Genomic DNA, 21956 nt, shown 5'->3' with positions numbered 1-21956 from the left:
ACGGCGACTATAGACGGATCAGGCGGGCAGCCAGTTGGGTCCCGGTCCGTTTCCCTCTTCGAAGATCAGCCACGTTTTGGTCGAGAGAACCCCGTCGAGCCCCTGGAGTTCTTCGAGAACGGTGTGGCGTAGTTCCTGATTGTCCGGGGCGCGGACCAGCACCAGAACGTCGAAGTCGCCACCGAGGAGGGAGAAATGCTCGACAAACGGCAGGGCCTTCAAGGACGCCGCCAGACCCCGCCACGAGTGCTGCCTGATCGAGAGCGCCACGTACGCCGAGGAGCCGAGCCCGGCCTTCTCGTGGGCGATCCGCGTCGTGAACCCGGTGATGATTCCGGCGTCCTCGAGCCTTTCGATGCGGACATAGGCGTGAGCGCGGGATATGTGCGCCTTCTCGGCCAGTGCACGCATGGAGATGCGACTGTCTGCGACCAGTTCGGCGATGATGCGGCGGTCGATCGCATCGAGAGCGTGCGGTTCGGTGGCCATCTGTCCATTCCTGCTTCGGTAGTTGAGTCGGTTGATGGACATATTGCTGCCCGAATCCCCATGATAAGCCGTTTGTCTTGAATCTTCGACGCCTTCTGCCATTACGTCGTCGAACTGCGAATACTGATGGACACAACGTCTTCTGGAGGTAGAAGTGACTCTTGTCGAGCCCTTGGGGGAACTGCGGTATCAAAAGTTCCTGCCGGCCGATTCCGCGGTGCAGTACCTCGACCCCGCCGGAGAACTGACGCGCAGCGAGGCCCGCTACGCAAAACCGAACGACGATCGCCTGATCGAGATGTATCGAAAGATGTTCCTGGGCAGACGCTTCGACCAGCAGGCGACGGCGCTGACCAAACAGGGGCGCCTGGCCGTGTATCCGTCCTCGCGAGGGCAGGAGGCATGTCAGATCGCGGCAGCGATGAGTCTGGAGCCGAGTGACTGGCTCTTCCCCACCTATCGGGATTCGATGGCGTTGGCCGCCAGGGGTGTCGATCCGGTGCAGATTCTGAGCATGCTTGCCGGCGACTGGCACTGCGGATACGACCCGGTAGCGCTTCGCAGTGCGCCGCAGTGCACCCCGCTGGCGACGCAATTGCTGCATGCAGCGGGGGTGGCCTACGGGGAGTCCCGACGGGGCCTGAAGACCGTCGCGCTCGCGCTCTGCGGTGACGGGGCCACCAGCGAGGGTGACTTCCACGAAGCGCTGAACTTCGCCGCCGTCTTCAAGGCGCCGGTGATCTTTCTGGTGCAGAACAACGGATTTGCGATCAGCGTCCCGTTGTCACGTCAAAGCGCAGCACCGACGTTGGCGCACAAGGGCGTCGGCTACGGGATCGGCAGCGAGCAGGTCGACGGCAACGATCCCGTCGCGATGATGGCCGTCATGGACGAGGCTGCGCGCTTCGTCCGCAGTGGCAACGGACCGGTGGTCGTCGAGGCACACACTTATCGCATCGACGCACATACCAATGCCGACGACGCCACCCGCTACCGCGACAGCGCCGAGGTGGAAGCCTGGCTGGGGCGAGATCCGTTGCCGCGTCTCGAAAAGTATCTGCGCGCACACGATCTGATCGACGGCGCGTTCGTGGAATCACTGACCGCAGAGGCAGAAGCTGAGGCCGCCACACTGCGCGCCGGCATGAACGTCGACCGCCCACACGATCCGCTCGATCTGTTCCGGTACGTCTTCGCCGAGCAGACACCGCAATTGCGTGAGCAACAGGCGCAACTGGAGACCGAACTTGCCGCCGAAGCTGCTGATACAGGGGGAAACTGACAATGCCCATGCTCACGATGGCCCAGGCCCTCAACACCGCACTACGGGCTGCGTTGACCGCCGACGACAACGTTGTCGTCTTCGGTGAGGACGTCGGCACCCTGGGCGGCGTTTTCCGCGTCACCGACGGCCTCACCCGCGACTTCGGCGACGACCGATGCTTCGACACTCCCCTCGCCGAGTCCGGCATCATCGGATTCGCAATCGGTATGGCTATGGCCGGTTTTCGTCCGGTCGTGGAAATGCAGTTCGACGCGTTTGCCTATCCGGCATTCGAGCAGATCGCCTCCCACGTCGCAAAGATCCGCAACCGCACCAAGGGTGCGCTATCGATCCCGATCGTGATCCGCGTTCCTTTTGCCGGTGGTATCGGCGGGGTGGAGCATCACTGTGATTCCAGCGAGGGCTACTACGCACACACGCCCGGCCTGAAGGTCGTGGCGCCGTCCACGGTGGAAGATGCGTACTCGCTGCTACGTTCGGCGATCGAGGACCCCGACCCGGTGATCTTCCTCGAACCCAAGAAGCTGTATTTCTCCCGTGCAGATGTCGAACTGACCGCACGTGAGCCGATCGGTCGCGCGGTCGTCCGGCGCCCCGGCCGTGATGCGACGCTCATTGCCTACGGCCCGTCCGTGGACGTTGCACTGAAGTCCGCCGAGGCCGCTGCGGCCGAGGGCCGCGACATCGAGGTGATCGACATCCGCTCGATAGTGCCGTTCGACGACGAGACGGTCACCGTATCGGTGCGAAAGACCGGACGCTGCATCGTCATCCAGGAAGCGCAGGGCTTTGCCGGTGTGGGTGCGGAAATTGCTGCTCGCGTGCAGGAGCGGTGCTTCCACCATCTGCACGCCCCGGTGCTCCGGGTCAGTGGATTCGACATCCCCTACCCCGCGCCGAAGCTCGAGCGTCACCACCTGCCCAGCGTCGACCGTGTCCTCGATGCCGTCGATCGTCTGCAGTGGAACGACACTCCCGACACCCGTTGGGCGGTGACGGCATGAGCAATCAGGTATTCATGCTCCCTGACCTGGGTGAAGGACTGGCCGAGGCCGACATTGCGGAGTGGCACGTCAAGGTAGGCGACGTGGTCACCATCGATCAGATTGTCGTCGAGGTCGAGACTGCGAAAGCTGCTGTGGATGTGCCCATCCCGTTCGCGGGGACCGTGATCGAACTACACGGCAAAGACGGAGACACCCTGAAGGTGGGCACACCGCTGATCACTGTGAGCGGTGGTGGCGGGGCAGACGACAGTGTCGACGTGGTCGTCTCGGCTAACCACGAGCGCTACCGCGAAGAGGAACGCGCCGGTTCGGGCAATGTCCTGATCGGGTACGGCACGAGCGAGGATGCACCTCTGCGCCGCCGCAGAGCTGCTCCGTCGGTACGCGTGATCTCGCCGATCGTTCGTAAACTGGCTTCTGACAACAGTATCGAACTAGCCACAATTTCCGGATCGGGCGCTGGCGGAGTCATCACGCGAGCTGACGTCGAGGCCGGGGCAAACACCGGCACGGAAACGGAGACGTCACACGCGACCGACCAAAGAATCCCCATCAAGGGACTACGCAAGGTGGTTGCCGACAAGCTGTCCACCAGCCGCCGCGAGATCCCGGACGCAACAACCTGGGTCGACGTCGACGCCACCGAACTGTTGGCGGCGCGAGCCGAGATCAACAAGTCACTGCCCGATTCCGACAAGATCAGCCTGATGGCGCTGCTGGCTCGGCTGACCACCGCCGCATTGGCGCAGTACCCCGAACTGAACTCGTCGGTCGACACGGCCCGAGGCGAGATCGTCCGACACGCCCGCATCCACCTCGGAATCGCCGCACAGACACCGAAGGGATTGATGGTACCGGTCATTCGCAATGCCGACACCCTGAGCACTATCGAACTCGCACAAGCACTTCGGGTGACCACCGACCTTGCCCGCGACGGCAAACTCGAACCCGCCCGCCTGACCGGCGGCACGTTCACACTCAACAACTACGGGGTATTCGGCGTCGACGGATCGACTCCGATCATCAACCACCCCGAGGCGGCAATTCTGGGGATCGGACGCATCATCGACAAGCCGTGGGTGGTGAACGGCGAGTTGACCGTCCGTAAGGTCACTCAGATCTCGTTGAGCTTCGACCACCGCGTCTGTGACGGCGGCGAAGCCGGCGGATTCCTGAGGCTGTTCGGTGACTACATCGAGAACCCGATCCGCATCCTGGGAAGGCTCTGATGACCAAGGCCCCGATGACTACTGGCGAACGGCACAGTGATGTCGTGATCCTCGGTGGAGGATCGGGCGGCTATGCCTGCGCCATCCGCGCCGCCCAACTCGGATTGTCGGTCACGATGATCGAGGCAGACAAGGTCGGCGGAACGTGCCTGCACCGCGGATGCATCCCGACCAAGGCACTGTTGCATTCCGCCGAGGTTGCCGATTCTGCACGCACAAGTGAGCAATTCGGAGTCCGGGCAACATTGGACGGCGTCGACATGGCAGAGGTGCACAAGTACAAGAGCGGGACAGTCGAGCGGCTGTACGCCGGCTTGCAGGGATTGCTGGCGCAACACAAGGTCACCATCGTCAACGGATACGGAACGTACGTCGGTGAGCGAAGCATCGACGTCGACGGAACCCGCTATACCGGAACATCACTCGTTCTGGCCACCGGATCGTATCCGCGGGAACTGCCCGGCATCGAACTCGGCCGCCGGATCCTCACCAGTGACCAGGCGCTCGAACTCGACCGGGTGCCCACCAGCGCGACAGTACTCGGTGGCGGTGTCATCGGCGTCGAGTTCGCGAGCCTCTGGCGCTCGTTCGGCGCCGAAGTGACGATTGTCGAAGCACTCCCCCGACTGATCGCCGCGGAGGACCCGTGGTCGTCGAAGCAGCTCGAGCGGGCCTACCGGAAACGCGGAATCGTCTGTAAGACAGACACAAAGATCGTTTCCGCGAAAGAAGGAGCCGATTCGGTCCGCGTCGAACTGGGCGACGGAACGATATTCGATACCGACCTACTGTTGGTCGCCGTCGGCCGCGGACCTCGCACGGACGACTGCGGGTTCGCCGAAAACGGAATCAGTCTCGAGAAGGGATTTGTCGACGCCGACGAACGACTCCGTACCTCCGCAGCCGGTGTGTACGCGGTCGGCGACATCGTGCCCGGTCTTGCGTTGGCGCACCGAGGTTTCCAACAAGGAATCTTTGTGGCTGAACAGATCGCGGGGAAGGATCCGATACCGGTCGCCGAACATCTGATTCCTCGCGTGACGTACTCACATCCCGAAGTTGCATCAGTCGGGCTCGGCGAAGAGGCGGCGCGCACGCAGCACGGCGACATCTCCACCGTCACCTACGACCTGGCGGGCAACGGCAAGAGTCAGATCCTGCGAACTACCGGAGGAATCAAAGTGATTCGCCGCGGAGCGAAAGGCCCTGTTGTCGGTGTCCACTTGGTGGGAGATCGCGTTGGCGAACTGATCGGTGAGGCGCAGTTGGCCGTTGCCTGGGAAGCACTTCCCGATGAGGTGGGGCGCTTCATCCACGCACACCCCAGCCAGAACGAAGCGTTGAGCGAGGCCATGCTCGCCCTCGCGGGAACACCACTGCACGCGCACAGCTGACCCATAACCAGGAGAGGATCTGCAATGAGCATCGACGACGAACTGTGCTGGGACGGTGAACTGACCGTCACCCGACATGATCGGGAGACCGGCACGACATTCGTGATTCGAATCGACTCCACCCGCCTGGGACCGGCGTCGGGTGGCACGCGGGCGGCGCATTATCCCTCGATCGGTCACGCTCTGGCGGACGCCGGGAAGTTGGCCGGCGCAATGACTTTGAAGATGGCGGTCTCGGACCTGCCGATGGGTGGCGGGAAGTCGGTGATAGCACTGCCCGCACCGCGCAATCAGATCGACTCGGCGACTTGGACTCGTATCCTCGACATTCACGCGGAGAACATCGACAAGCTCGAGGGAAACTATTGGACCGGTCCTGACGTCAACACCAATTCGTCCGACATGGATCAGCTCAGTCACACCACCAAGTACGTCTTCGGGCGTTCGGTCGACAACGGTGGCGCCGGTTCCAGCGCGCACGCTACGGCTCTGGGCGTGTTCGAAGCGATGAAGGCCACGGCGCGACGTCGTGGACTCGGAACACTCGACGGCCGAACGGTACTGGTGCAGGGACTCGGCGCCGTCGGCGGGAAAGTTGTACGTCTCGCAGCGCAGGCTGGGGCACGCCTGTTGGTTGCAGATACGGACCTGCAGCGCCTCGAGGCTGCTTCTCTCGCGGGGCACACGGTCGTTCCTGTGGACGAGGTACTCCGAACACCGTGTGATCTCTTCGCTCCCTGCGCGATGGGAGGCATCATCGATTCCGCTGCTGCTGCGTCGATTCCGACTCTGGCCGTGGCGGGCGCAGCAAACAACATCTTGACCGATGCCGCGGCGGGCGAGGTTCTGCGAAGCCGCGGGGTTCTCTGTGCCCCTGATTTCGTCGCGAACGCGGGCGGAGCCTTTCATCTCGTGGGGCGAGAAGTCTTGGGGTGGAACGAAGACGACGTCGTCGAACGAACCCGAGGGATCGGTCGAACTCTGATTGAGGTGTATTCGTTGAGTGAGGAACGTGGCATCACTACCGAGGCCGCAGCGCTTCTGCTCGCCCGGGCGCGGCTATCCCCCGCATCCACCACCACCGCCGCCGCATCCGCCACCCCCGCTGCAGCTGGCGCCTCCCCCGTCTGAACCGCCACCGTCCGAACCCCCGCTACCGTCGGCACCGATTCCGGCGGCGGAGGCCAGGGCGGGATTGATCATCAGCATCGCCGATCCGGCGAAGAGGGCGGCGGACATTCCCGCCAAGCGCGGTCCGTAGGCGGAGAAGGCAGGCTTGTTGCGCGGGGACAGGTGGGCGTGTGCCGTGGTGAGTTCCGAACGTGCCGCATTGCCCGAGGTGGTGCGATCGAAGTTGAGCCCGAGCAGCGGGATGCTGAACCCGGTGACGAGTACGGCCAGAATCAGAAACTCGACGGGCTTGTCGTTGTGCAGTCCGAAAGCAATGCGGACGATACCCACGGCCACCAGGATTTTCAGCGGAACTGTGGAGAGAAAGATTGAACGCCTGATGCTGTCGGAGGTCAGGTATCCCCGGTCCGCCAAAGAGTTTCGTAGGCGAGCTGTTTCCACCGTCATGCGCTCGGCGAGTTGCCGCCGACGATGGGGTAGAGCCTGCTGGGCCAGGCACTGGTACACGGTGAGGGTGTACCAGTCCAGGGTTTCGTCGCCAGGGCCCAATGGGCGCAGGACAGCGCCGTCGGTGGTGATCAGATCAGCGCTACGCAGGATTGCCAATGATGCTGCGATGGCGCGTGACTCGCCGGTGAGCATTCCGACTTCCGGAGGGGTCAGCTGCTCGTCGGAATACCCGTACCGGCGTGCCCGAATCATCAGACGCCACACCAGAGTGAGAACCATGAGCGTGACCGAAACGGCTATGTAGCCGTACAGGAAATCCTCGCTGGGGATCCCCCACGTGTCGGCTGCATGAGTGCTCATCCCCCACACCCCCCGCCGCCGCAACTGCTTCCGCTGCCGCCACCGCCGTCCGAGCCGGATGATCCGGAAGAGGAGCCACAACTGTAGTAGCTCGAACTTCCGCCGCCCGGGCTGTACGCGGCGCCCGCAGCCACCGCTCCTGCCAGCGCCGGATCGATCAGAACCAGAGCGCCCGAACCGAAGATCGCCGCCGAGAGCCCGGCGAGCGAGGGACCGTAGCTCGTGTACGCGGGCCGCAGTTTCGGTGAGAGGTAAGAGTTTTCGTGCTTGAGACGTCGAAGCTCGCTGTCGCCCAAAGCTGTCCGACGACGCTTGATGCGAAGAAGTGGAATCATCAGCGCGAGAACGATGATGGTGAGGAGCAGAAACCCGACCGGCTTACCGCCGGCGATGCCGGCGACGAGACGGACTACGCCGAGACCAATTACCGCCAGGATCGGAACGGTCCGAAGGGCAGCAGTCAGACCGTCCTGCGGGCGTTGCAAGTATCCCTCGTCGATCAGCGTCGTACGTAGTTGTGCGAGTGCGACGTTCAGTCGTCCCATCAGGCGCACCTGTCGCAGCGGTACTTTTCCGTTGCCGAGCCGCTTGTGCACCGTACGGGTGAACCAGTCGAGACGACTCTTGTCCTCAGCGGTGAGCGCCAGCTTGGTCTTGCCTTCGGTGCTGATCAGCTCGGCGCTGCGCAGAATAGCCATCGACGCCAGCACCGCTTGGTAGTCACTGGTTAAAGCGCCGATCTCGGGAGGAGTGAGCGGCCGACGCACCGCGTCGACGACCACGGGTGACCGGCGCGCAGACATTCGGCTGTAGAGCGAGAGCCCGATCGCGACGGCGGCTGCCACCAGGTACCACTGAAGGAAGGTCTGGCTGGGGATCCCCCACGTGTCAGCTGAGTAGTAGTTGTTCACAGCACTCACCCCCCACAGCTGACGGTGCTGGAGAAGGTCGAGCAACTGGACGGTGAAGACCCGCCGCCACATCCGGGTGCCCAACTGCCGTCGCGACCTGGACCGAAGAGTGCCGCCGCAATGCCCGCCGACGTCGCCCCGTAGGTGGCAAACGAGGGTGGGGAAATCGGTGTGAGGTAGGAGTATTCGTCCTTCAGGCGGCGCAGTTCGACCTGGCCGAAACGGGTGCGTCGACTCACGCGGAGAAGGGAGACGACAATCAGGGCCAGGCAGATGACAACGAGCGGAAGGTATCCCGCCGGGTTCTCGTTCACGAGAGTGAATCCGGTTCGGATCGTGCCGACCACGGCGACGATCATGACCGGTACCACGGACAACTGCATCAGAGTGCGTTCACGATTGCCGTTCAGGTAGCCGGCTTTCACCAGGTCGCTACGAAGTTCCAACAGCGGAAGGGGAAGTGTCGGCACGAGCTGCGAGGGCACGGCAGTTCCACTGGCGTCGTCGATCCGCTGGCGGACGATGCGGGTGAAGCGATCGTGTTGACCCTGGCCGGCAGGATGTGCAGCACTCTCGAGTTCTGCCACGGCAGCGCGTACTGCACGCTCGTCGCTGGTCAGTACACCCATCTCCGGCGGTGTGAGCGTGCGAAATTCCGGTGTGGGCTTGCGCAGGGCGACGCCTCTGATCACAAGCGCGATCACCACCGCTCCGGTGGCAGCGGCGACGTACCACCCAAGGAAAGCCTCGGTGGAAATTCCCCACGTATCCGTATGATTATGCATTGCCCACCACCTCTCGATGAACTCCTGAGAACCAGTCCAGTCTCTTTGTCCGACAACTGATGTCAGTATCGGGCCAGTGCCCGGAAAAGCGATATCCGGGTGGCCATCGTCATCATTCCGTTACCGGCGAACTGGGGATTACCGGCCGGTAGGTCGAAGCACGATCTCCGTGGGGTGTGCGTCCGACGGTGTTTCGACGGCAGTGAGTACGGCACGCGCCACAGTGGAGGCCTTCAGGAAGCGCTCAGGGTCGTACTCGTTGCCCTCACCGGCGACGATGTCGCGCTGCATATCGGTGTCGATCCGGCCGGGGTGAATGGAGGTGACCCGCAAGGACTGCTCTTCCAGGCGCAGTGCGTCTCCGAAAGCGCGCAGCGCGAACTTGCTGGCCGCGTACGACCCCCATCCAGCGTTGGCGCGCAACCCGGCACCCGAATTGATCAGCACTACGTGGCCTCCGGCTGCACGAAGTGCGGGCAGGAGCACACGCGTGAGCTCGGCGACGGCGATGACGTTGGCCTCGAGGGTTCGTCGCCACTGATCGACCGAGGATTCCTCGATGGTGCCGATGTCGGCCACGCCGGCGTTGTGTACCAGCACGTCGAGCGTCGTGATGGAGGAGGCTGCGGCCGCGACGGCGTCGTAGTCCGTGAGGTCGAGGGGTAGGGGCGTAGACCCGGGCAGTTCGGCGCAGATCGGCTCGAGGGCCTGCGCGGATCGTGCACCGAGCAGCAGGTCGTGGGTCGGCGCCAGTTCGCGTGCGATGGCAGCTCCGAGGCCGCGACTGGAACCGGTGATCAAGGCAGTTGGACGCATGGTCCGAGCCTATCGAGTGGGAAATGTTCGGCTAGACGAACTTGTGTATTTGTTTACCCACATATTAGAGTTTGATCATGACGACTCGCGACGCGAAGAATTTCCGCCGCCTGGGAATTGCTGCCCTCGCCGCCCTGCTTCTTTCCAGCTGTTCGGCAATGAATTCCTCTTCCGACGACGACCGCCCGGTAGTGCTCACCACGTTCACCGTGCTCTCGGACATCGCCCAGAACGTCGCTGGCGATCATCTGCGCGTCGAGTCGATCACCAAGGCGGGAGCGGAGATTCACGGTTACGAGCCGACGCCTGGCGACATTCGCCGGGCCAACGAAGCCGATCTGATCCTCGACAACGGCATGAACCTCGAAGCATGGTTCGCCAAGTTCGTCGACGGACTGGATGCGCCACACGTCGTTGTCAGCGACGGCGTCGAAGGCATTCCGATCGCCGGCGATGCCTATGCGGGCAAGCCCAATCCGCATGCGTGGATGTCTCCATTGAATACGCAGATCTACGTCGACAACATGGTGTCGGCGTTCAGTGACCTCGATCCGGACAATGCCGCGGCATTTGCGGAGAACGGCGCGAAGTACAAGGCGGAACTGCAAGCGGTGCAAGACGGCCTGGTCAGTGGCCTGGCGGCGTTGCCCGCAGGTCAGCGGGCGCTTGTCAGCTGTGAGGGTGCGTTCTCCTATCTGGCCAGGGATGCGGGACTCGACGAGGCGTACATCTGGCCGGTCAACGCCGAGCAGCAGGCGACGCCGCAGCAGATCATCGCCGCGATCGACTTTGTCCGGGCCAATTCGGTTCCCGCAGTCTTCTGCGAGTCGACGGTCTCGGATGCTCCCATGCAGCAGGTCGTCGGGGCGACCGGGGCGAAATTCGGTGGGACGTTGTACGTCGACTCGCTGTCCGAAGCCGACGGTCCCGTGCCCACTTACCTGGACATGATTCGCCACGACACCGACGTCATCCTCGGCGGCCTCACCGGCGGTAAATCATGACGGAACAAGCCATTCGCGTCGAAAATGTCAGCGTTCACTACGGTGAGGTCCACGCACTGGACCATGTCGATCTGACATTGAATTCCGGAAGCGTCTGCGGACTGATCGGTATGAACGGTTCAGGAAAGTCGACCCTGTTCAAGGTGATCATGGGAATGATCAAGCCGGACAACGGTTCTGTGAGAATCGCCGGTCTCGACGCAGCCGCTGCGCGCAAGAGCGGGCGCGTCGGATACGTGCCGCAGAGTGAAGACGTCGACTGGACCTTCCCGATCAGCGTCCGTGACGTCGTGATGATGGGCAGGTACGGCCATCTCGGGTTCTTGCGGCGCCCGCGACGTGCAGATCGCGAGGCGGTGGCCGAGGCGCTCGAGCGGGTGGAACTCGCCGAATTCGCGGATCGCCAGATCGGACAGCTCTCGGGTGGTCAGAAAAAGCGCGCGTTCGTGGCACGCGGCATCGCACAGGACGCATCGATACTGCTGCTGGACGAGCCGTTTGCGGGCGTCGACAAGCGTTCCGAGGCAACGATTTCGACACTGCTACGAGAGTTGGCTTCCGACGGCCGATCGATCTTGGTCTCGACCCACGATCTTCACGCGGTGCCGAAACTCTGCGACGAGGCGGTACTGCTCATGCGCACGGTCCTGGTGCATTCCGACCCGGACACCGTTCTTCAACCGGAAAACCTCGCCCTGGCTTTCGGTCTCGACGTGATGGACAGGACCTGATCGATGAACCTCGTAGAACTCCTACTTGATCCTCTCCAGTACGGATTCATGGTGCGCGCGTTGGCCGTTGCCGTTGTGGCTGCGGTCGTCTGCGCGGTGCTCAGCTGTTGGTTGGTGCTCATCGGGTGGTCACTGATGGGCGATGCCGTCTCACACGCCGTCCTGCCCGGTGTTGTCCTCGCTTACGTCGTCGGCGCTCCATTTGCCATAGGGGCCTTGATCTTCGGGTTGATCGCCGTCGCACTGATCGGGCTGATCCGGAACACCAGCCGCGTCAAGGAAGACGCCGCGATCGGTATCGTCTTCACGACTCTCTTCGCGTTCGGTTTGGTTCTGATCTCGGTGACCCCCAGCCAGACCGATCTCAACCACATCATTTTCGGCAACCTGCTGGGGGTGAGTTCGTCCGATCTTATGCAGGTCGCGATACTCGGCGCGTTGGCGTTGAGCATTCTGTTGATCAAGCGTCGTGATCTGACGTTGTTCGCTTTCGACCCGGTCCATGCCAACGCGATCGGTCTCTCGCCCAAACGTCTCGGCGCCTTACTCCTCGGGGTTCTCGCACTCACCTCGGTAGTGGCGCTGCAAGCTGTCGGGGTTGTGCTGGTGGTGGCGATGCTGATCATCCCTGGGGCGACGGCCTACCTTCTCACCGACAAGTTCTCACGGATGCTGGTGATAGCTCCCGTCGTCTCCGCAATATGCGCGATTACCGGCATCTACGTCAGCTACTACCTCGACACGGCTTCCGGTGGCATGGTCGTGATGACGCAGGGCATCGTGTTCGCCCTGGTGTACCTGTTCAGTCCGTCGCAAGGGGTCATCGCGAAATGGACTTCGCAGCGGCGTAGGGCCCGGGTGGAACACAGCGCCATGGCGTAGCGGGCGGACTTGATCGTTCGTCCAGTTAACAATCCGCTACCAAATCGGGTAGGTTCGTACGGGCATTCGTCACCACAAACATTTCGGCCGCAACGATGCCGGCTGCAAGACAATCGGTGGTGACGCCTTGAACACCGATGGGTTCTTCGATGACGCAGTTCCGAGCGCGACGCACGTGGCTGGTTCTCGGCGTCGTAGTCGCGGTCATCGTCCTCGCCGGATCCGGGCTGCTCAGCCCACGAACTTCGGTTCTGGTGGACGATATCGCCCAGCTCGTCGGGGGCGCCACCGCGACTGCGGTCTGTTGGTGGACATCGCGGCGCCATCACGGCGTCGAGCGTCGATGGCGAACTCTGATGGCTCTGGGTATGGCCGGCTGGACTCTCGGGATGTTCTTTTGGGCGTTCTACCGCTCGGTTCTGCACGTTCCCCTTCCATCGCCGTCGATCGCGGACATCGGTTTCTTCATGTTCCCGGTGTTTGCCGTGCCGGCGCTTCTGTCGTTGGTGCGCCAGTCGCCCCGGCGTGAGGCGATCGGTCCGATCCATCTGTGGCTGGTGCTGACGCTCGACGGTCTTGTCGTGATCGGTGGGTTGTTCATCCTCACGTGGACGACTGCCCTCGGCGCCGTCGTTCATACCGGTCCTACGGGGTCTCTCGGGTTTCTCGTCGCGGTGATGTACCCGATTACCGACTTCGTTCTGATCGCGATGGTCTTGCTGATGGTCATCGGACCGAAGGCAGTTGCCGAGGTTCGCGAACCGCTGACGTTCCTCGGGTGCGGGTTGGTGATGCTCTCCCTTTCGGACAGCGTGTACGCGTACTTGGTGGCGATCGGCGCCGAGAGTATGCCGACCATCGCCGACGCCGGGTTCATCGCCGGCCCGCCGTTGATCGCGCTGGCGGCGTTGGCCGAACGAGCCGAGCCCCGACCGCGCGCAGCCCTACAACCTTGGCGAAGCGATCGGACTCAATTGCTGCTGCCGTATCTCTTGATCGCGGTCATCGCGACGATCGTGACGGTTCAGGCACTCATCGTCGGCAACCTCGATGCCGTGGTCGTGATACTCGGCGTCGTCGTGCTGGTTCTCGCGCTGGTGCGCCAAATTCTCACGCTCCTCGAGAACGACGCGCTCCTCCAACAGATCTCCGCTGCCCAGGACGAGCTCCGGTACCGAGCGCATCACGACCCACTTACCGAGCTCGCCAACCGGGCCGCGTTCGACGAACACTTCGCGAGTGCCGTCGAAGACTACCGCCTCACGAAGACCGGACGGGTGCTGATGCTCGTTGATCTGGACGATTTCAAGCAGGTCAACGATCGATACGGGCATCCGGCCGGTGATCGTTTACTGGTTGCTCTCAGTGCGCGTTTGCGCGAGGCGGTTCCCGAAAGTGCGTTTGTCGCTCGATTCGGGGGCGATGAGTTCACTGTGCTCCTGCAGGGCCCGCTCGACGATGCCGTCGTCGTCGCTCGGAGGATCGTCGACGCCCTCAGCAGCGATGGGATTGCAGGCGAGAATTCGGTATCGGTGGGTGCGAGCGTCGGTGTCGCGGTCTTCGGGGCCGCGCAGTTCGAGTCCGCGCAGTTCGGGGCCGCGCAGTTCGGGGCCGCGGGGTTCGGGTCCGCGGATGAGCCGCTCAGCGCGCACACTCTGCTTCGCCAAGCAGATGCGGCGATGTACGAGGCGAAGAGAAGTGGGAAGGGCGCTGTCGTCGTCTACGGGGATCGCGGCGAAGCCTAGCGCCGCAGGAGAGCGAAGATCGTTGCCGGCGAACCAGATCCGGCTCTGTTGATGGCGCTACCGACGAGGATGCTCGCCCCGGTGGTTGGCAGGGCGGCAAGATTGTTCAAGTTCTCCAGGCTGATTCGACGCTTGTCGTACAGGAGCGTCGAGACGGGGTAGGTTTCGTCGTTTCCGAGGTCGGGACCGAATGTGTCGGTTCCCAATGCGCCACGCGTGCCCAAGCGCCCGGTGTCTATCAGCCACTGCGCTGCGTCCACCGAGAAGCCGGGTTGGTGGGTGACACCCTCGGCGTCGGCGTTGGCATATTCTTCGGTACCCCAGCGCGATTCCCATCCGGACCAGAGGACTACGGCCGCTCCATCGGGAATCCTGCCGTTACGCCTCTCCCACTCCTCAAGGTCTGCGACGGTGAGGGCGTAGTCCGATTCGGCGGCAGCCTTGTCCCGGATGTCGATCTTCACTGCGGGTAGGAAGAGGTCGGCCGGATCGAGTTGGTCGGCTGTGAGTCCACCTTCCTGAAAGTGCGCGGGTGCGCCCCAATGCGTACCCGTGTGTTCACCTTCCTTGACGTACTGGAGGTAGTAGCCGTCGTCGGCAATGGTTGCCGCTGTTTCGAGAGTGAACTCGGGATCGCCGGGAAAGATCGGCGTCGACGCTGGGTCGTTCACGTGTGAGAGCGAAACAACCGACAAGAGCTCGTTCAACGGCGTTGTTGCGTCTTGACTGCTTCCGGAACTGCTACCCATGTCGATCACCTGAGGCCCCGCTACCAGCGCCAGGCCTGTGGCTGCGCGCTGAAGTAACTGTCGTCGTTTCATCGATCCCCCACCATTTTGCCCGAATTGAGAGTGTTGCAATCACTTTCGCTCCCTGAACCTTAGGCTGCTGAGGACCATGACGACCACTCCACATCGCGGACAGCTATCACTTGTCCGTGCGGTCGGTGATCCACGTACTGCGGATACTTTGCGGCCAAAGCATCGATTGCGCTCTCGGACTCCTTGGTGCCGGGGTCGAGGACCTCTGCGCGGCCGTCGACGCGGACCCACCAGAGGGCGGACCAGTCGTCGTCGTAATGATCGACCAGCAGGCTCGCACGCCCCGTCTCTGTGATGTTCCGGAGCCGGCGAAGAGCAGTCGTGGTTTTCGGCTTGTGGTCGACGCAGGAATAGACGGTATCGCCGAGTAGGGCGAATACGAGGGGCACAATGTGCGGAACGCCGGCTGAGTCAGCCGTCGCCAGGTGAGCCACCCGCGCGGCTTCGAAGCGTGCTCTCGGATCGTCCATAACCACAGCGTAAGTGGATCAAGGGTTGCCGCAAGCCGCTGCTGACGGAACAGTGGTCTCATGGAACCGGATGAAGCGCTTCGGGAGATCGCTTACTGGCTCGAACGATCACGCGCCGAAACGCACCGCGTCAAGGCCTATCGCCGAGCCGCGGACGTCTTTGCGGGATTGTCGGACGAGCAGAAGGAGTCTCGCCGGAAATCCGACAGTTGGAAGGCTCTCACCGGCATCGGGCCCAAGACTGCAATGATCATCGCCCAGTCGTACGACGGCGTCCCCGAATATCTCGCAGAATTGCGCGAGCAGGCCGAGCCCATCGGGGATGGCCCGTTGCGCCAAGCCCTGCGCGGCGATCTCCACACACACTCCGACTGGTCCGACGGTGGAAGCCCCATCGAAGAGATGATGCGACGCGCAGCAGCACTGGGCCACGACTACTGCGCCCTCACCGACCATTCGCCTCGGCTCACAGTCGCCAACGGGTTGTCCGCGGAGCGACTACGTTCTCAACTCGACGTCATTGCAGGGTTGAACGTCGAGCTGGCCCCCTTCCGCATCCTCACTGGAATCGAAGTGGACATTCTCGAAGACGGTTCACTCGACCAAGATCCCGATCTGCTCGACGAACTCGACATCGTGGTGGCGAGCGTGCACTCGAAGCTGCGGTCAGAGAGCGAAGCGATGACCCGCAGAATGCTTGCTGCAGTGCGAAACCCGCGTGTCGATATTCTCGGACACTGCACCGGGCGTCTTGTCGAGGGTGCTCGCGGAACCCGCCCCGAGTCGCAGTTCGACGCGGAGAAAGTGTTCGAGGCCTGCCGCGAATCAGGCACCGCCGTCGAGATCAACTCCCGACCGGAGCGTCGTGACCCGCCTTCGCGTTTGATCGAGTTGGCCCGCGATCTGGATTGTCTTTTCTCCATCGACACCGACGCCCATGCTCCTGGTCAGCTGGCCTGGCAGGGCTACGGCTGTGACCGGGCCGAAAAGTGCGGGGTCGAAGCGGATCGGGTGATCAATACCTGGACCGCCGAAGATCTTCTGGAGTGGGCGGGCAATTGAGATCACAGGCAGTTGAGAGCACTCCGAGCACGCCGGAATGGGTCACCGAGGCGTGTGCTCGGTGACCTCCGGGTTCAAAGCCGCGTGGTGGAGCGGCGGGGTTTCTGGTCGGGGTCGATGCCCGGCGGGGGGATGAACCAGGGCAGGTGATCAGCGCCTATCTGGATTTCCCATTGCCCGGTGAATCCGGGTTTTCGGTGCATCAGGGTGTGGTGGGATCGGCAGAGCAGGACCAGGTTGTCCATGACTGTCGGTCCTCCTTCGGCCCAGTGTTTGATGTGGTGTGCGTCGGTCCAGGCGGGGACGCAGTCGCAGCCGGGGAAGGCGCATCCTTTGTCGCGGGCGATCAGGGCGGTGCGTTGTGCTGCGGTGACAAGCCTTTTCAGTGGGGTGACATCGAGTGGGGCGCCGTTTTCGTCGAGGAGGATGGCGCCGAGCATGCAGTCGCAGGCGATCATGCGGGTGCGGCCGACGCTCAGTGGTCCCATCCAGGGCATGTGGCCGACATCGAGATCTTGTTTGTCGAGATCGTGAATGTCGAGATCCAGCATGCCGGGATCGTCGTCCTCGGACGGGCCAGGTGTTGAGCCATCACCCGTTGTGGCGCATTCACGATGGTAGGCCAGGTCTTTGGCGTTGATGTGCACGTTCAGGTGCGGGCGTTGGCCGCCGTCGATACCGGTGGCAGCGTTGTCGAGGTAGCGCCGGATGAGTTCTGCCATGGCGTCTGCGTTGCGTGTGGCGGCGGGTCGTGTGTCGGGTGTGCCGTCTGTGCCGGGGGTGGGCATCGAGAGGTTGGAGAGGGCGGAGAGAAGCATCTCGCCGGTCACTCCGTCGAAATCGCCTCGTACGGCTACTCTTCCGTTGAGGGTCGGGGAAATGCGTAGTTCGTTGCGGTCGGTGTCTTCGCTTGGCGGTATGTCGTCGGATTCGAACATGTGCTCGAGGACGCTGATGGCGTAGCGCAGTTTGACCGTGGTCGCTTCGACGCCGGATGCTGCGGCGAGGAGTGTGTCGCGGCAGTACGGTAGCGCGGCGTCGGGCATTGCCTTGGGTGGGGATTCGCAGAACGCCACGACCAGTGCTGCGTGCTCGAAAGTAAGGTCACCGGCATCGAATTGGTCCTCGACCTCGGGGAACGACCGTAGGGCTTTGCCCAGGGCTGCGATTCTTCTGCCGGCGGAGATTTGCAGCATGGTGTGGTTCGCGAGCCATTCTCCGGTGCCGCGGTAGCAGAGTACTTGTTCGTCCGGGTTCAATGTCAGGGTGTCGACGGCGGCCACTCGAATGGCTTCCAGGCGAAGGATTTCCGCTGATGCGGCGATGGCGATCTCGCGGACGTCGGTGGGGTGCAGCCGCCACAATCGTCCGCGCACACCCACGGCGGAGCTGTTGACCACGTCGGTGACAGCATCTTCGCCGGTGACAGCGTCGCCGGTGACAGCGTCGTCGGTGATGTTGATCGTCATGAGAACCCCCCGTTCCATCTCCCATCATACTCGAACAAACTTTCGAGTCAAGGATTCTTCCGGGAAGGCGAAGACGATCGCGTTGACGTGATTCTGTTGTTCGAGAGCAGATCCCGTCGCTAGAGCATCAGCGCCGGATCTGTGGTCAGTTCGATGTTCAGCCATGGTTCGTAGGGAAGGTAGGCGAGGTTGGTGGCGAACGAGCGTCGTGCTGCGTCTTCGCCGTCGATGTCCCAGCTGTACGGTGCGACCATGAACGTCGCTTCGATATACAGCTTGCGGCCCACCTTGCTCATGGTGTGAGTCGGAACGTGTTCTCCGGGAGTACCTTCGAGGGGTTCGGTCAGTGCGGTTCGCAGAAGTGCGTACGGTTGTGGGGCCAACATCGCGCAGCCCGAGGAGGACTAAGACGGAGTCGACATATCGGTCGGCGTCGGAGAAGTCGTTGCGGCCCAATATATTGCGACGACAGCACCGACTGCGACCAGCGCACTGAAGGCAGCCGACGCTCCCCACTGCCTGGCTTCGGCGACGAGCAGATCGGATGTGTGACGTCGGCCCCGCCCGCGAGGATGACACGAACTGCCTCGACTGTGGCGTAGGCGAGCGTCGCCAGTAGTGCCATGCCCTGGACCGCGATGACTACCGGGATCAATGCCTCCTTACCGAACGGGAAGCGCGCCGTGGGCCCGAGTCGGCTATCCGCGAGACCCGTAGCGACAACGCTGTCAGCACCATTCCGATGAGGGCGGACACACCGTCGAGAAGTATCACCTGGGACTGTGAGATCCAGCCCCAGAATGCGGCGAGAACAGCCAACGCCGGGGCGACCACGAGCGAGTACCGCATGGCCTTGCTTTCGCGGGTAGCGCTGTCTTGCTTGGTTCCCCTGAATTCCAAACCGCCTGTGCGTTTCGATATTCCTTCACGTAGGGATACCAGCAACGACGCGCAGCGACGGCATCAGAGAACCAATTGCGCTGCCAGATCGAGAAAGTCCTCGGCGTTGATGTCGAACTCGTCGGAGAATGACACATCGGGATTGCCCCTGGCTCCGAATTCGAGGGGTCGGGCGATGAAGGCGGTGCGGAATCCGAGAGTTTTGGCCGCCCGAATGTCGTATTTGTGGCTGGCAACCATCATGATCTCGGCCGGGTCGTATCCGAGGTATCGAGCAGCCAGATGGTAGATCTTCGGATCGGGTTTGAACACGCCGGCCATCTCGGCGGTGAAGACGGCATGCCAGGGCAGGTTTCCGTGCCGCGAGATGCTGACTGCAGCGTTCACGTCGGCGTTGGACAAGGCAGCGACGGTGTACTGCTGACGCAGGGTTGTCAGACCGGCGACGGTGTCCGGCCAGGGGTCCAGGAATTTCCAGGCGGCGGTCAGTTCTTCCTGTTCCGCGTCCGAAAGTTCGATGTCCTCACGGGCCAGCAGCTTGCGCAGGGCCTCGCGGTACACCGAATGTACTGTCACCCACTCGCCTGTAGCGTCACCGGCGTCGGAGGTGTTCGCAAAGTATTCAGCGCGCCAGAGATTGACGAATTGCGGCCAGTCGACGTCGGCGTCGGTGATTCGACCGGCCTCTCTACAGAGAGTGCTGTGAAAATCTGTTGCTGTGCCCTGGACGTCGAACAGCAGTGCTTTGATCTTCTCGCGCACAAGGCCTCCAACCCGAGATCGCCTGACGGTGATGCCACCCTAGCGCGGGTGCAGCGCCCGATTCGTGCTCGATGAGCGCAAAGGCTCGACGCGTCGCAAAATAGACATCTATGGCCGACCGCGGATTCACCCCGACTCAGCTCGCCGCCCGAGCTGCCTACCTGCTGCGCGGAAACGACCTGGGCACGATGACCAGCGCCGCCCCGAAGCTGTATCCCCACATGTGGAGCTGGGACGCGGCGTTTGTCGCGGTAGGTTTGGCGCCGCTCAGCGTCGAACGGGCGGTGGTAGAGCTCGATACTTTGCTCTCTGCTCAGTGGAAGAACGGGATGATTCCGCACATCGTGTTCGCGAACGGTGTCGACGGCTACTTCCCCGGGCCGACGCGGTGGGACGTCAACGCCTTGGCAGCGCATGCGCCTTTGGGCACCGCTACGTCGGGAATCACCCAACCCCCCGTCCATGCGATCGCGGTGCAGCGGATTCTCGATCATTCGCGTCGGCACGGACGTACGACGCGTGCGGTGGCCGAAGAGTTTCTCGACCGTCGCTGGAGCGATCTTGTTCGGTGGCACCGGTGGTTGGCGGAGGCGCGGGATCTCGACGGTAACGGCCGCATCGCGCTCTACCACGGGTGGGAATCGGGGATGGACAATTCCCCGCGCTGGGATCTGGCCTACGCGAATGTTGTTTCGGGACGAGTGCCTGCGTATCAGCGGGCGGATCTCGCGGTGGTGACCGACCTGTCTCAGCGGCCCACAGATCACGAATACGACCGCTACCTTTGGCTTCTCGAAGAGATGAAGGCCGTGCGGTACGAGGACTCGCAGCTTGCCACGGCCATGAGTTTTGCCGTCGAGGACGTGTTTGTCAGCGCGGTTTTCTCGATGGCGTGCGACGTCCTGGCGACGATCGGCGAGGAGCATTCCCGGCCGAACTCCGACGTCCGAGATCTACGCGGGTGGGCAGATCGCTTCCGACAGGGCGTGATTGCCACCACCGATGAACGATCGGGTGCAGCAAAGGATTTCGACCTGCGCACTGGACGGTGGGTTCATACCGAGACCATCGCGATGTTTGCGCCGTTGCTCTGCGGCGGTTTGAGTCGCGATGCCGAGCGCGCTTTGTTGCGCACTTTCGAGGGGCCTAAATTCTGTGGGCACCCGGACATGCGTTTTGCCGTTCCGCCGTCGACGTCTCCGGTTTCCGGTGATTTTCGCCCGCGCGAGTATTGGCGTGGTCCGGTGTGGCCGGTCATCACGTGGTTGTTCTCGTGGGCGTTCGCGCGCCGGGGATGGGCCGAGCGATCACACGTCTTGCGTTCGGAGGGGTTGAGGCAGGCCAGCGACGGTACATTTGCCGAGTACTACGAGCCTTTCACCGGAGAACCGTTGGGGAGCATGCAACAGTCGTGGACCGCGGCGGCCGTTCTCGACTGGCTCGGTTGAGTGAACATTCCCTGAATTAGCCGACAAAACGGACTAATTAACCTTACCCTCGGGAAATGGCCGAGCGACGGATCGTCAGGACACTGGGCAAGCTCACCCCGATCGCGATGGCTGCTGCCATCGCGATCACGGCACCCGGCCTCGCCGCGGCCGACGCTCCACGCGGCCCGGACGTCTCTTCGTGGCAGCACGTGGACGGAACCGGAATCGACTGGTTCCAGGTCAAGGCGTCAGGGCACGAGTTCGCGATGGTCAAGGCCACCGAGTCGCTCAACTACGTCAATCCGTACTTCATCCAGGATTGCCTGGTCATGCGTGCTGCCGGTGTCTCGCGCGGGGCGTACCACTACGCAGATGTTCGCCAGTCCCCCGAAGCCCAGGCCGCTTTCTACTCGGCGATCGTCTTGGGTATCAACGGACCTGGCGACCTCCCTCCCGTCCTGGATCTCGAGGACGCAAAGGGACTGCCCGCCGGGCAGGTCATCGACTGGACTCATCGCTACCTGAATACAGTCCAGGCACTCACCGGGCGGCAGCCCATCATTTACACGTACCCCAACTTCTGGCGCACTCAGATGGCCAACACCACTGAGTTCAACCACTACCCGCTGTGGATCGCCGACTACAACGGGCAGAATGCCCCGGGACCGCTACCCGGTGGTTGGTCCAACTGGACCTTCTGGCAGTACACCAGCACCGGACGCATCCCCGGTATCACCGGGAATACCGACATCAACGTCTACAGCGGAGCCCAGGGCGATTTCGATCGTTATGCCAACAGCGTGGGGTTCGGGAGTAGCTGACC

The 21956-nt window shown here is 62.7% G+C and carries 23 protein-coding genes; 12 read left to right on the top strand and 11 right to left on the bottom strand.

Going from position 1 to position 21956, the window contains the following annotated elements:
• Positions 1 to 18: 18 nt before the first annotated feature.
• On the bottom strand, positions 19 to 489 hold the full coding sequence (locus tag R4P65_RS14785) for an Lrp/AsnC family transcriptional regulator (protein WP_042447206.1): 471 nt from the start codon (positions 487 to 489) through the stop codon (positions 19 to 21).
• 154 nt (positions 490 to 643) lie between these two features.
• Here R4P65_RS14785 and pdhA point away from each other — a divergent pair, with 154 nt between their 5' ends.
• Genes pdhA through R4P65_RS14760 form a run of 5 tightly spaced genes read left to right on the top strand, consistent with a single transcriptional unit; the run spans position 644 to position 6535 of the window.
• Positions 644 to 1771, top strand: a complete 1128-nt coding sequence (gene pdhA, locus R4P65_RS14780) for a pyruvate dehydrogenase (acetyl-transferring) E1 component subunit alpha (RefSeq protein ID WP_317827073.1) — start codon at positions 644 to 646, stop codon at positions 1769 to 1771.
• A 2-nt stretch (positions 1772 to 1773) separates the two neighbouring features.
• Positions 1774 to 2778 carry an alpha-ketoacid dehydrogenase subunit beta gene (locus R4P65_RS14775; RefSeq protein WP_317827072.1) on the top strand — a complete coding sequence of 335 codons (1005 nt, stop codon included), beginning with the start codon at positions 1774 to 1776 and terminating at the stop codon, positions 2776 to 2778.
• Positions 2775 to 4010: a dihydrolipoamide acetyltransferase family protein gene (locus R4P65_RS14770; RefSeq protein WP_317827071.1), complete on the top strand. Its 1236-nt coding sequence runs from the start codon at positions 2775 to 2777 to the stop codon at positions 4008 to 4010. Before R4P65_RS14775 ends, R4P65_RS14770 begins: the two co-directional genes overlap by 4 nt.
• Positions 4010 to 5404, top strand: a complete 1395-nt coding sequence (lpdA, locus tag R4P65_RS14765; RefSeq protein WP_317827070.1) for a dihydrolipoyl dehydrogenase — start codon at positions 4010 to 4012, stop codon at positions 5402 to 5404. The genes R4P65_RS14770 and lpdA overlap by 1 nt, the downstream gene beginning before the upstream one ends.
• Before the next feature lie 24 nt (positions 5405 to 5428).
• A complete protein-coding gene (locus R4P65_RS14760; protein ID WP_230816241.1) occupies positions 5429 to 6535 on the top strand; it encodes a Glu/Leu/Phe/Val dehydrogenase family protein in 1107 nt (368 codons plus the stop codon).
• Here R4P65_RS14760 and R4P65_RS14755 read toward each other — a convergent pair.
• From R4P65_RS14755 to R4P65_RS14740, 4 genes are all read right to left on the bottom strand, one after another.
• Positions 6464 to 7345: a TIGR04222 domain-containing membrane protein gene (locus tag R4P65_RS14755; RefSeq protein WP_317827069.1), complete on the bottom strand. Its 882-nt coding sequence runs from the start codon at positions 7343 to 7345 to the stop codon at positions 6464 to 6466. The two genes, R4P65_RS14760 and R4P65_RS14755, sit on opposite strands and share 72 nt — an antisense overlap.
• Entirely contained in the window at positions 7342 to 8265 is a 924-nt protein-coding gene (locus R4P65_RS14750) for a TIGR04222 domain-containing membrane protein (RefSeq protein WP_317827068.1), read from the bottom strand. Before R4P65_RS14750 ends, R4P65_RS14755 begins: the two co-directional genes overlap by 4 nt.
• Complete coding sequence (locus R4P65_RS14745; RefSeq protein WP_317827067.1) at positions 8262 to 9041, bottom strand: TIGR04222 domain-containing membrane protein; 780 nt, start codon at positions 9039 to 9041, stop codon at positions 8262 to 8264. Before R4P65_RS14745 ends, R4P65_RS14750 begins: the two co-directional genes overlap by 4 nt.
• Positions 9042 to 9179: 138 nt before the next feature.
• On the bottom strand, positions 9180 to 9857 hold the full coding sequence (locus tag R4P65_RS14740; protein WP_317827066.1) for an SDR family oxidoreductase: 678 nt from the start codon (positions 9855 to 9857) through the stop codon (positions 9180 to 9182).
• A 77-nt stretch (positions 9858 to 9934) separates the two neighbouring features.
• Between R4P65_RS14740 and R4P65_RS14735 the strand changes: the two genes are divergently transcribed.
• From R4P65_RS14735 to R4P65_RS14720, 4 genes are all read left to right on the top strand, one after another.
• Positions 9935 to 10861, top strand: coding sequence for a metal ABC transporter substrate-binding protein (locus R4P65_RS14735; protein WP_317827065.1), 927 nt, complete (start codon positions 9935 to 9937; stop codon positions 10859 to 10861).
• Positions 10858 to 11592: a metal ABC transporter ATP-binding protein gene (locus tag R4P65_RS14730; protein ID WP_411742544.1), complete on the top strand. Its 735-nt coding sequence runs from the start codon at positions 10858 to 10860 to the stop codon at positions 11590 to 11592. Before R4P65_RS14735 ends, R4P65_RS14730 begins: the two co-directional genes overlap by 4 nt.
• 3 nt (positions 11593 to 11595) lie before the next feature.
• Positions 11596 to 12474 (top strand): metal ABC transporter permease, encoded by an 879-nt coding sequence (locus R4P65_RS14725; protein WP_317827064.1) that lies wholly within the window; start codon positions 11596 to 11598, stop codon positions 12472 to 12474.
• Between the two features lie 149 nt (positions 12475 to 12623).
• On the top strand, positions 12624 to 14219 hold the full coding sequence (locus R4P65_RS14720; RefSeq protein WP_317827063.1) for a GGDEF domain-containing protein: 1596 nt from the start codon (positions 12624 to 12626) through the stop codon (positions 14217 to 14219).
• Here R4P65_RS14720 and R4P65_RS14715 read toward each other — a convergent pair.
• Complete coding sequence (locus R4P65_RS14715) at positions 14216 to 14968, bottom strand: cyclase family protein (protein ID WP_317827138.1); 753 nt, start codon at positions 14966 to 14968, stop codon at positions 14216 to 14218. The two genes, R4P65_RS14720 and R4P65_RS14715, sit on opposite strands and share 4 nt — an antisense overlap.
• A 131-nt stretch (positions 14969 to 15099) precedes the next feature.
• Complete coding sequence (locus R4P65_RS14710; protein WP_317827062.1) at positions 15100 to 15510, bottom strand: TIGR03668 family PPOX class F420-dependent oxidoreductase; 411 nt, start codon at positions 15508 to 15510, stop codon at positions 15100 to 15102.
• 60 nt (positions 15511 to 15570) lie between these two features.
• On the opposite strand from R4P65_RS14710, the gene R4P65_RS14705 reads away from it, so the two are divergent.
• On the top strand, positions 15571 to 16572 hold the full coding sequence (locus tag R4P65_RS14705; protein ID WP_317827061.1) for a PHP domain-containing protein: 1002 nt from the start codon (positions 15571 to 15573) through the stop codon (positions 16570 to 16572).
• 74 nt (positions 16573 to 16646) lie between these two features.
• Here the strand turns inward: R4P65_RS14705 and R4P65_RS14700 are convergent, their stop codons facing one another.
• From R4P65_RS14700 to R4P65_RS14685, 4 genes are all read right to left on the bottom strand, one after another.
• Positions 16647 to 18041 (bottom strand): HNH endonuclease signature motif containing protein, encoded by a 1395-nt coding sequence (locus tag R4P65_RS14700; protein ID WP_317827060.1) that lies wholly within the window; start codon positions 18039 to 18041, stop codon positions 16647 to 16649.
• Positions 18042 to 18160: 119 nt separating this feature from the next.
• On the bottom strand, positions 18161 to 18427 hold the full coding sequence (locus R4P65_RS14695) for a hypothetical protein (RefSeq protein WP_317827059.1): 267 nt from the start codon (positions 18425 to 18427) through the stop codon (positions 18161 to 18163).
• A 265-nt stretch (positions 18428 to 18692) separates the two neighbouring features.
• A complete protein-coding gene (locus R4P65_RS14690) occupies positions 18693 to 18890 on the bottom strand; it encodes a hypothetical protein (RefSeq protein ID WP_317827058.1) in 198 nt (65 codons plus the stop codon).
• 114 nt (positions 18891 to 19004) lie between these two features.
• Entirely contained in the window at positions 19005 to 19703 is a 699-nt protein-coding gene (locus R4P65_RS14685; protein WP_317827057.1) for a haloacid dehalogenase type II, read from the bottom strand.
• A gap of 110 nt (positions 19704 to 19813) precedes the next feature.
• On the opposite strand from R4P65_RS14685, the gene ggh reads away from it, so the two are divergent.
• Positions 19814 to 21151, top strand: a complete 1338-nt coding sequence (gene ggh, locus R4P65_RS14680; protein ID WP_317827056.1) for a glucosylglycerate hydrolase — start codon at positions 19814 to 19816, stop codon at positions 21149 to 21151.
• Between the two features lie 56 nt (positions 21152 to 21207).
• Complete coding sequence (locus tag R4P65_RS14675) at positions 21208 to 21954, top strand: glycoside hydrolase family 25 protein (RefSeq protein ID WP_084325600.1); 747 nt, start codon at positions 21208 to 21210, stop codon at positions 21952 to 21954.
• Positions 21955 to 21956 lie beyond the last annotated feature (2 nt).

The organism is Rhodococcus sp. IEGM 1318, assembly GCF_033142465.1.
Classification (GTDB): Bacteria; Actinomycetota; Actinomycetes; order Mycobacteriales; family Mycobacteriaceae; genus Rhodococcus_F; species Rhodococcus_F qingshengii_B.
Note: the sequence above shows the minus strand (reverse complement) of the source record. Positions and strands in the feature narration are given on the sequence as shown.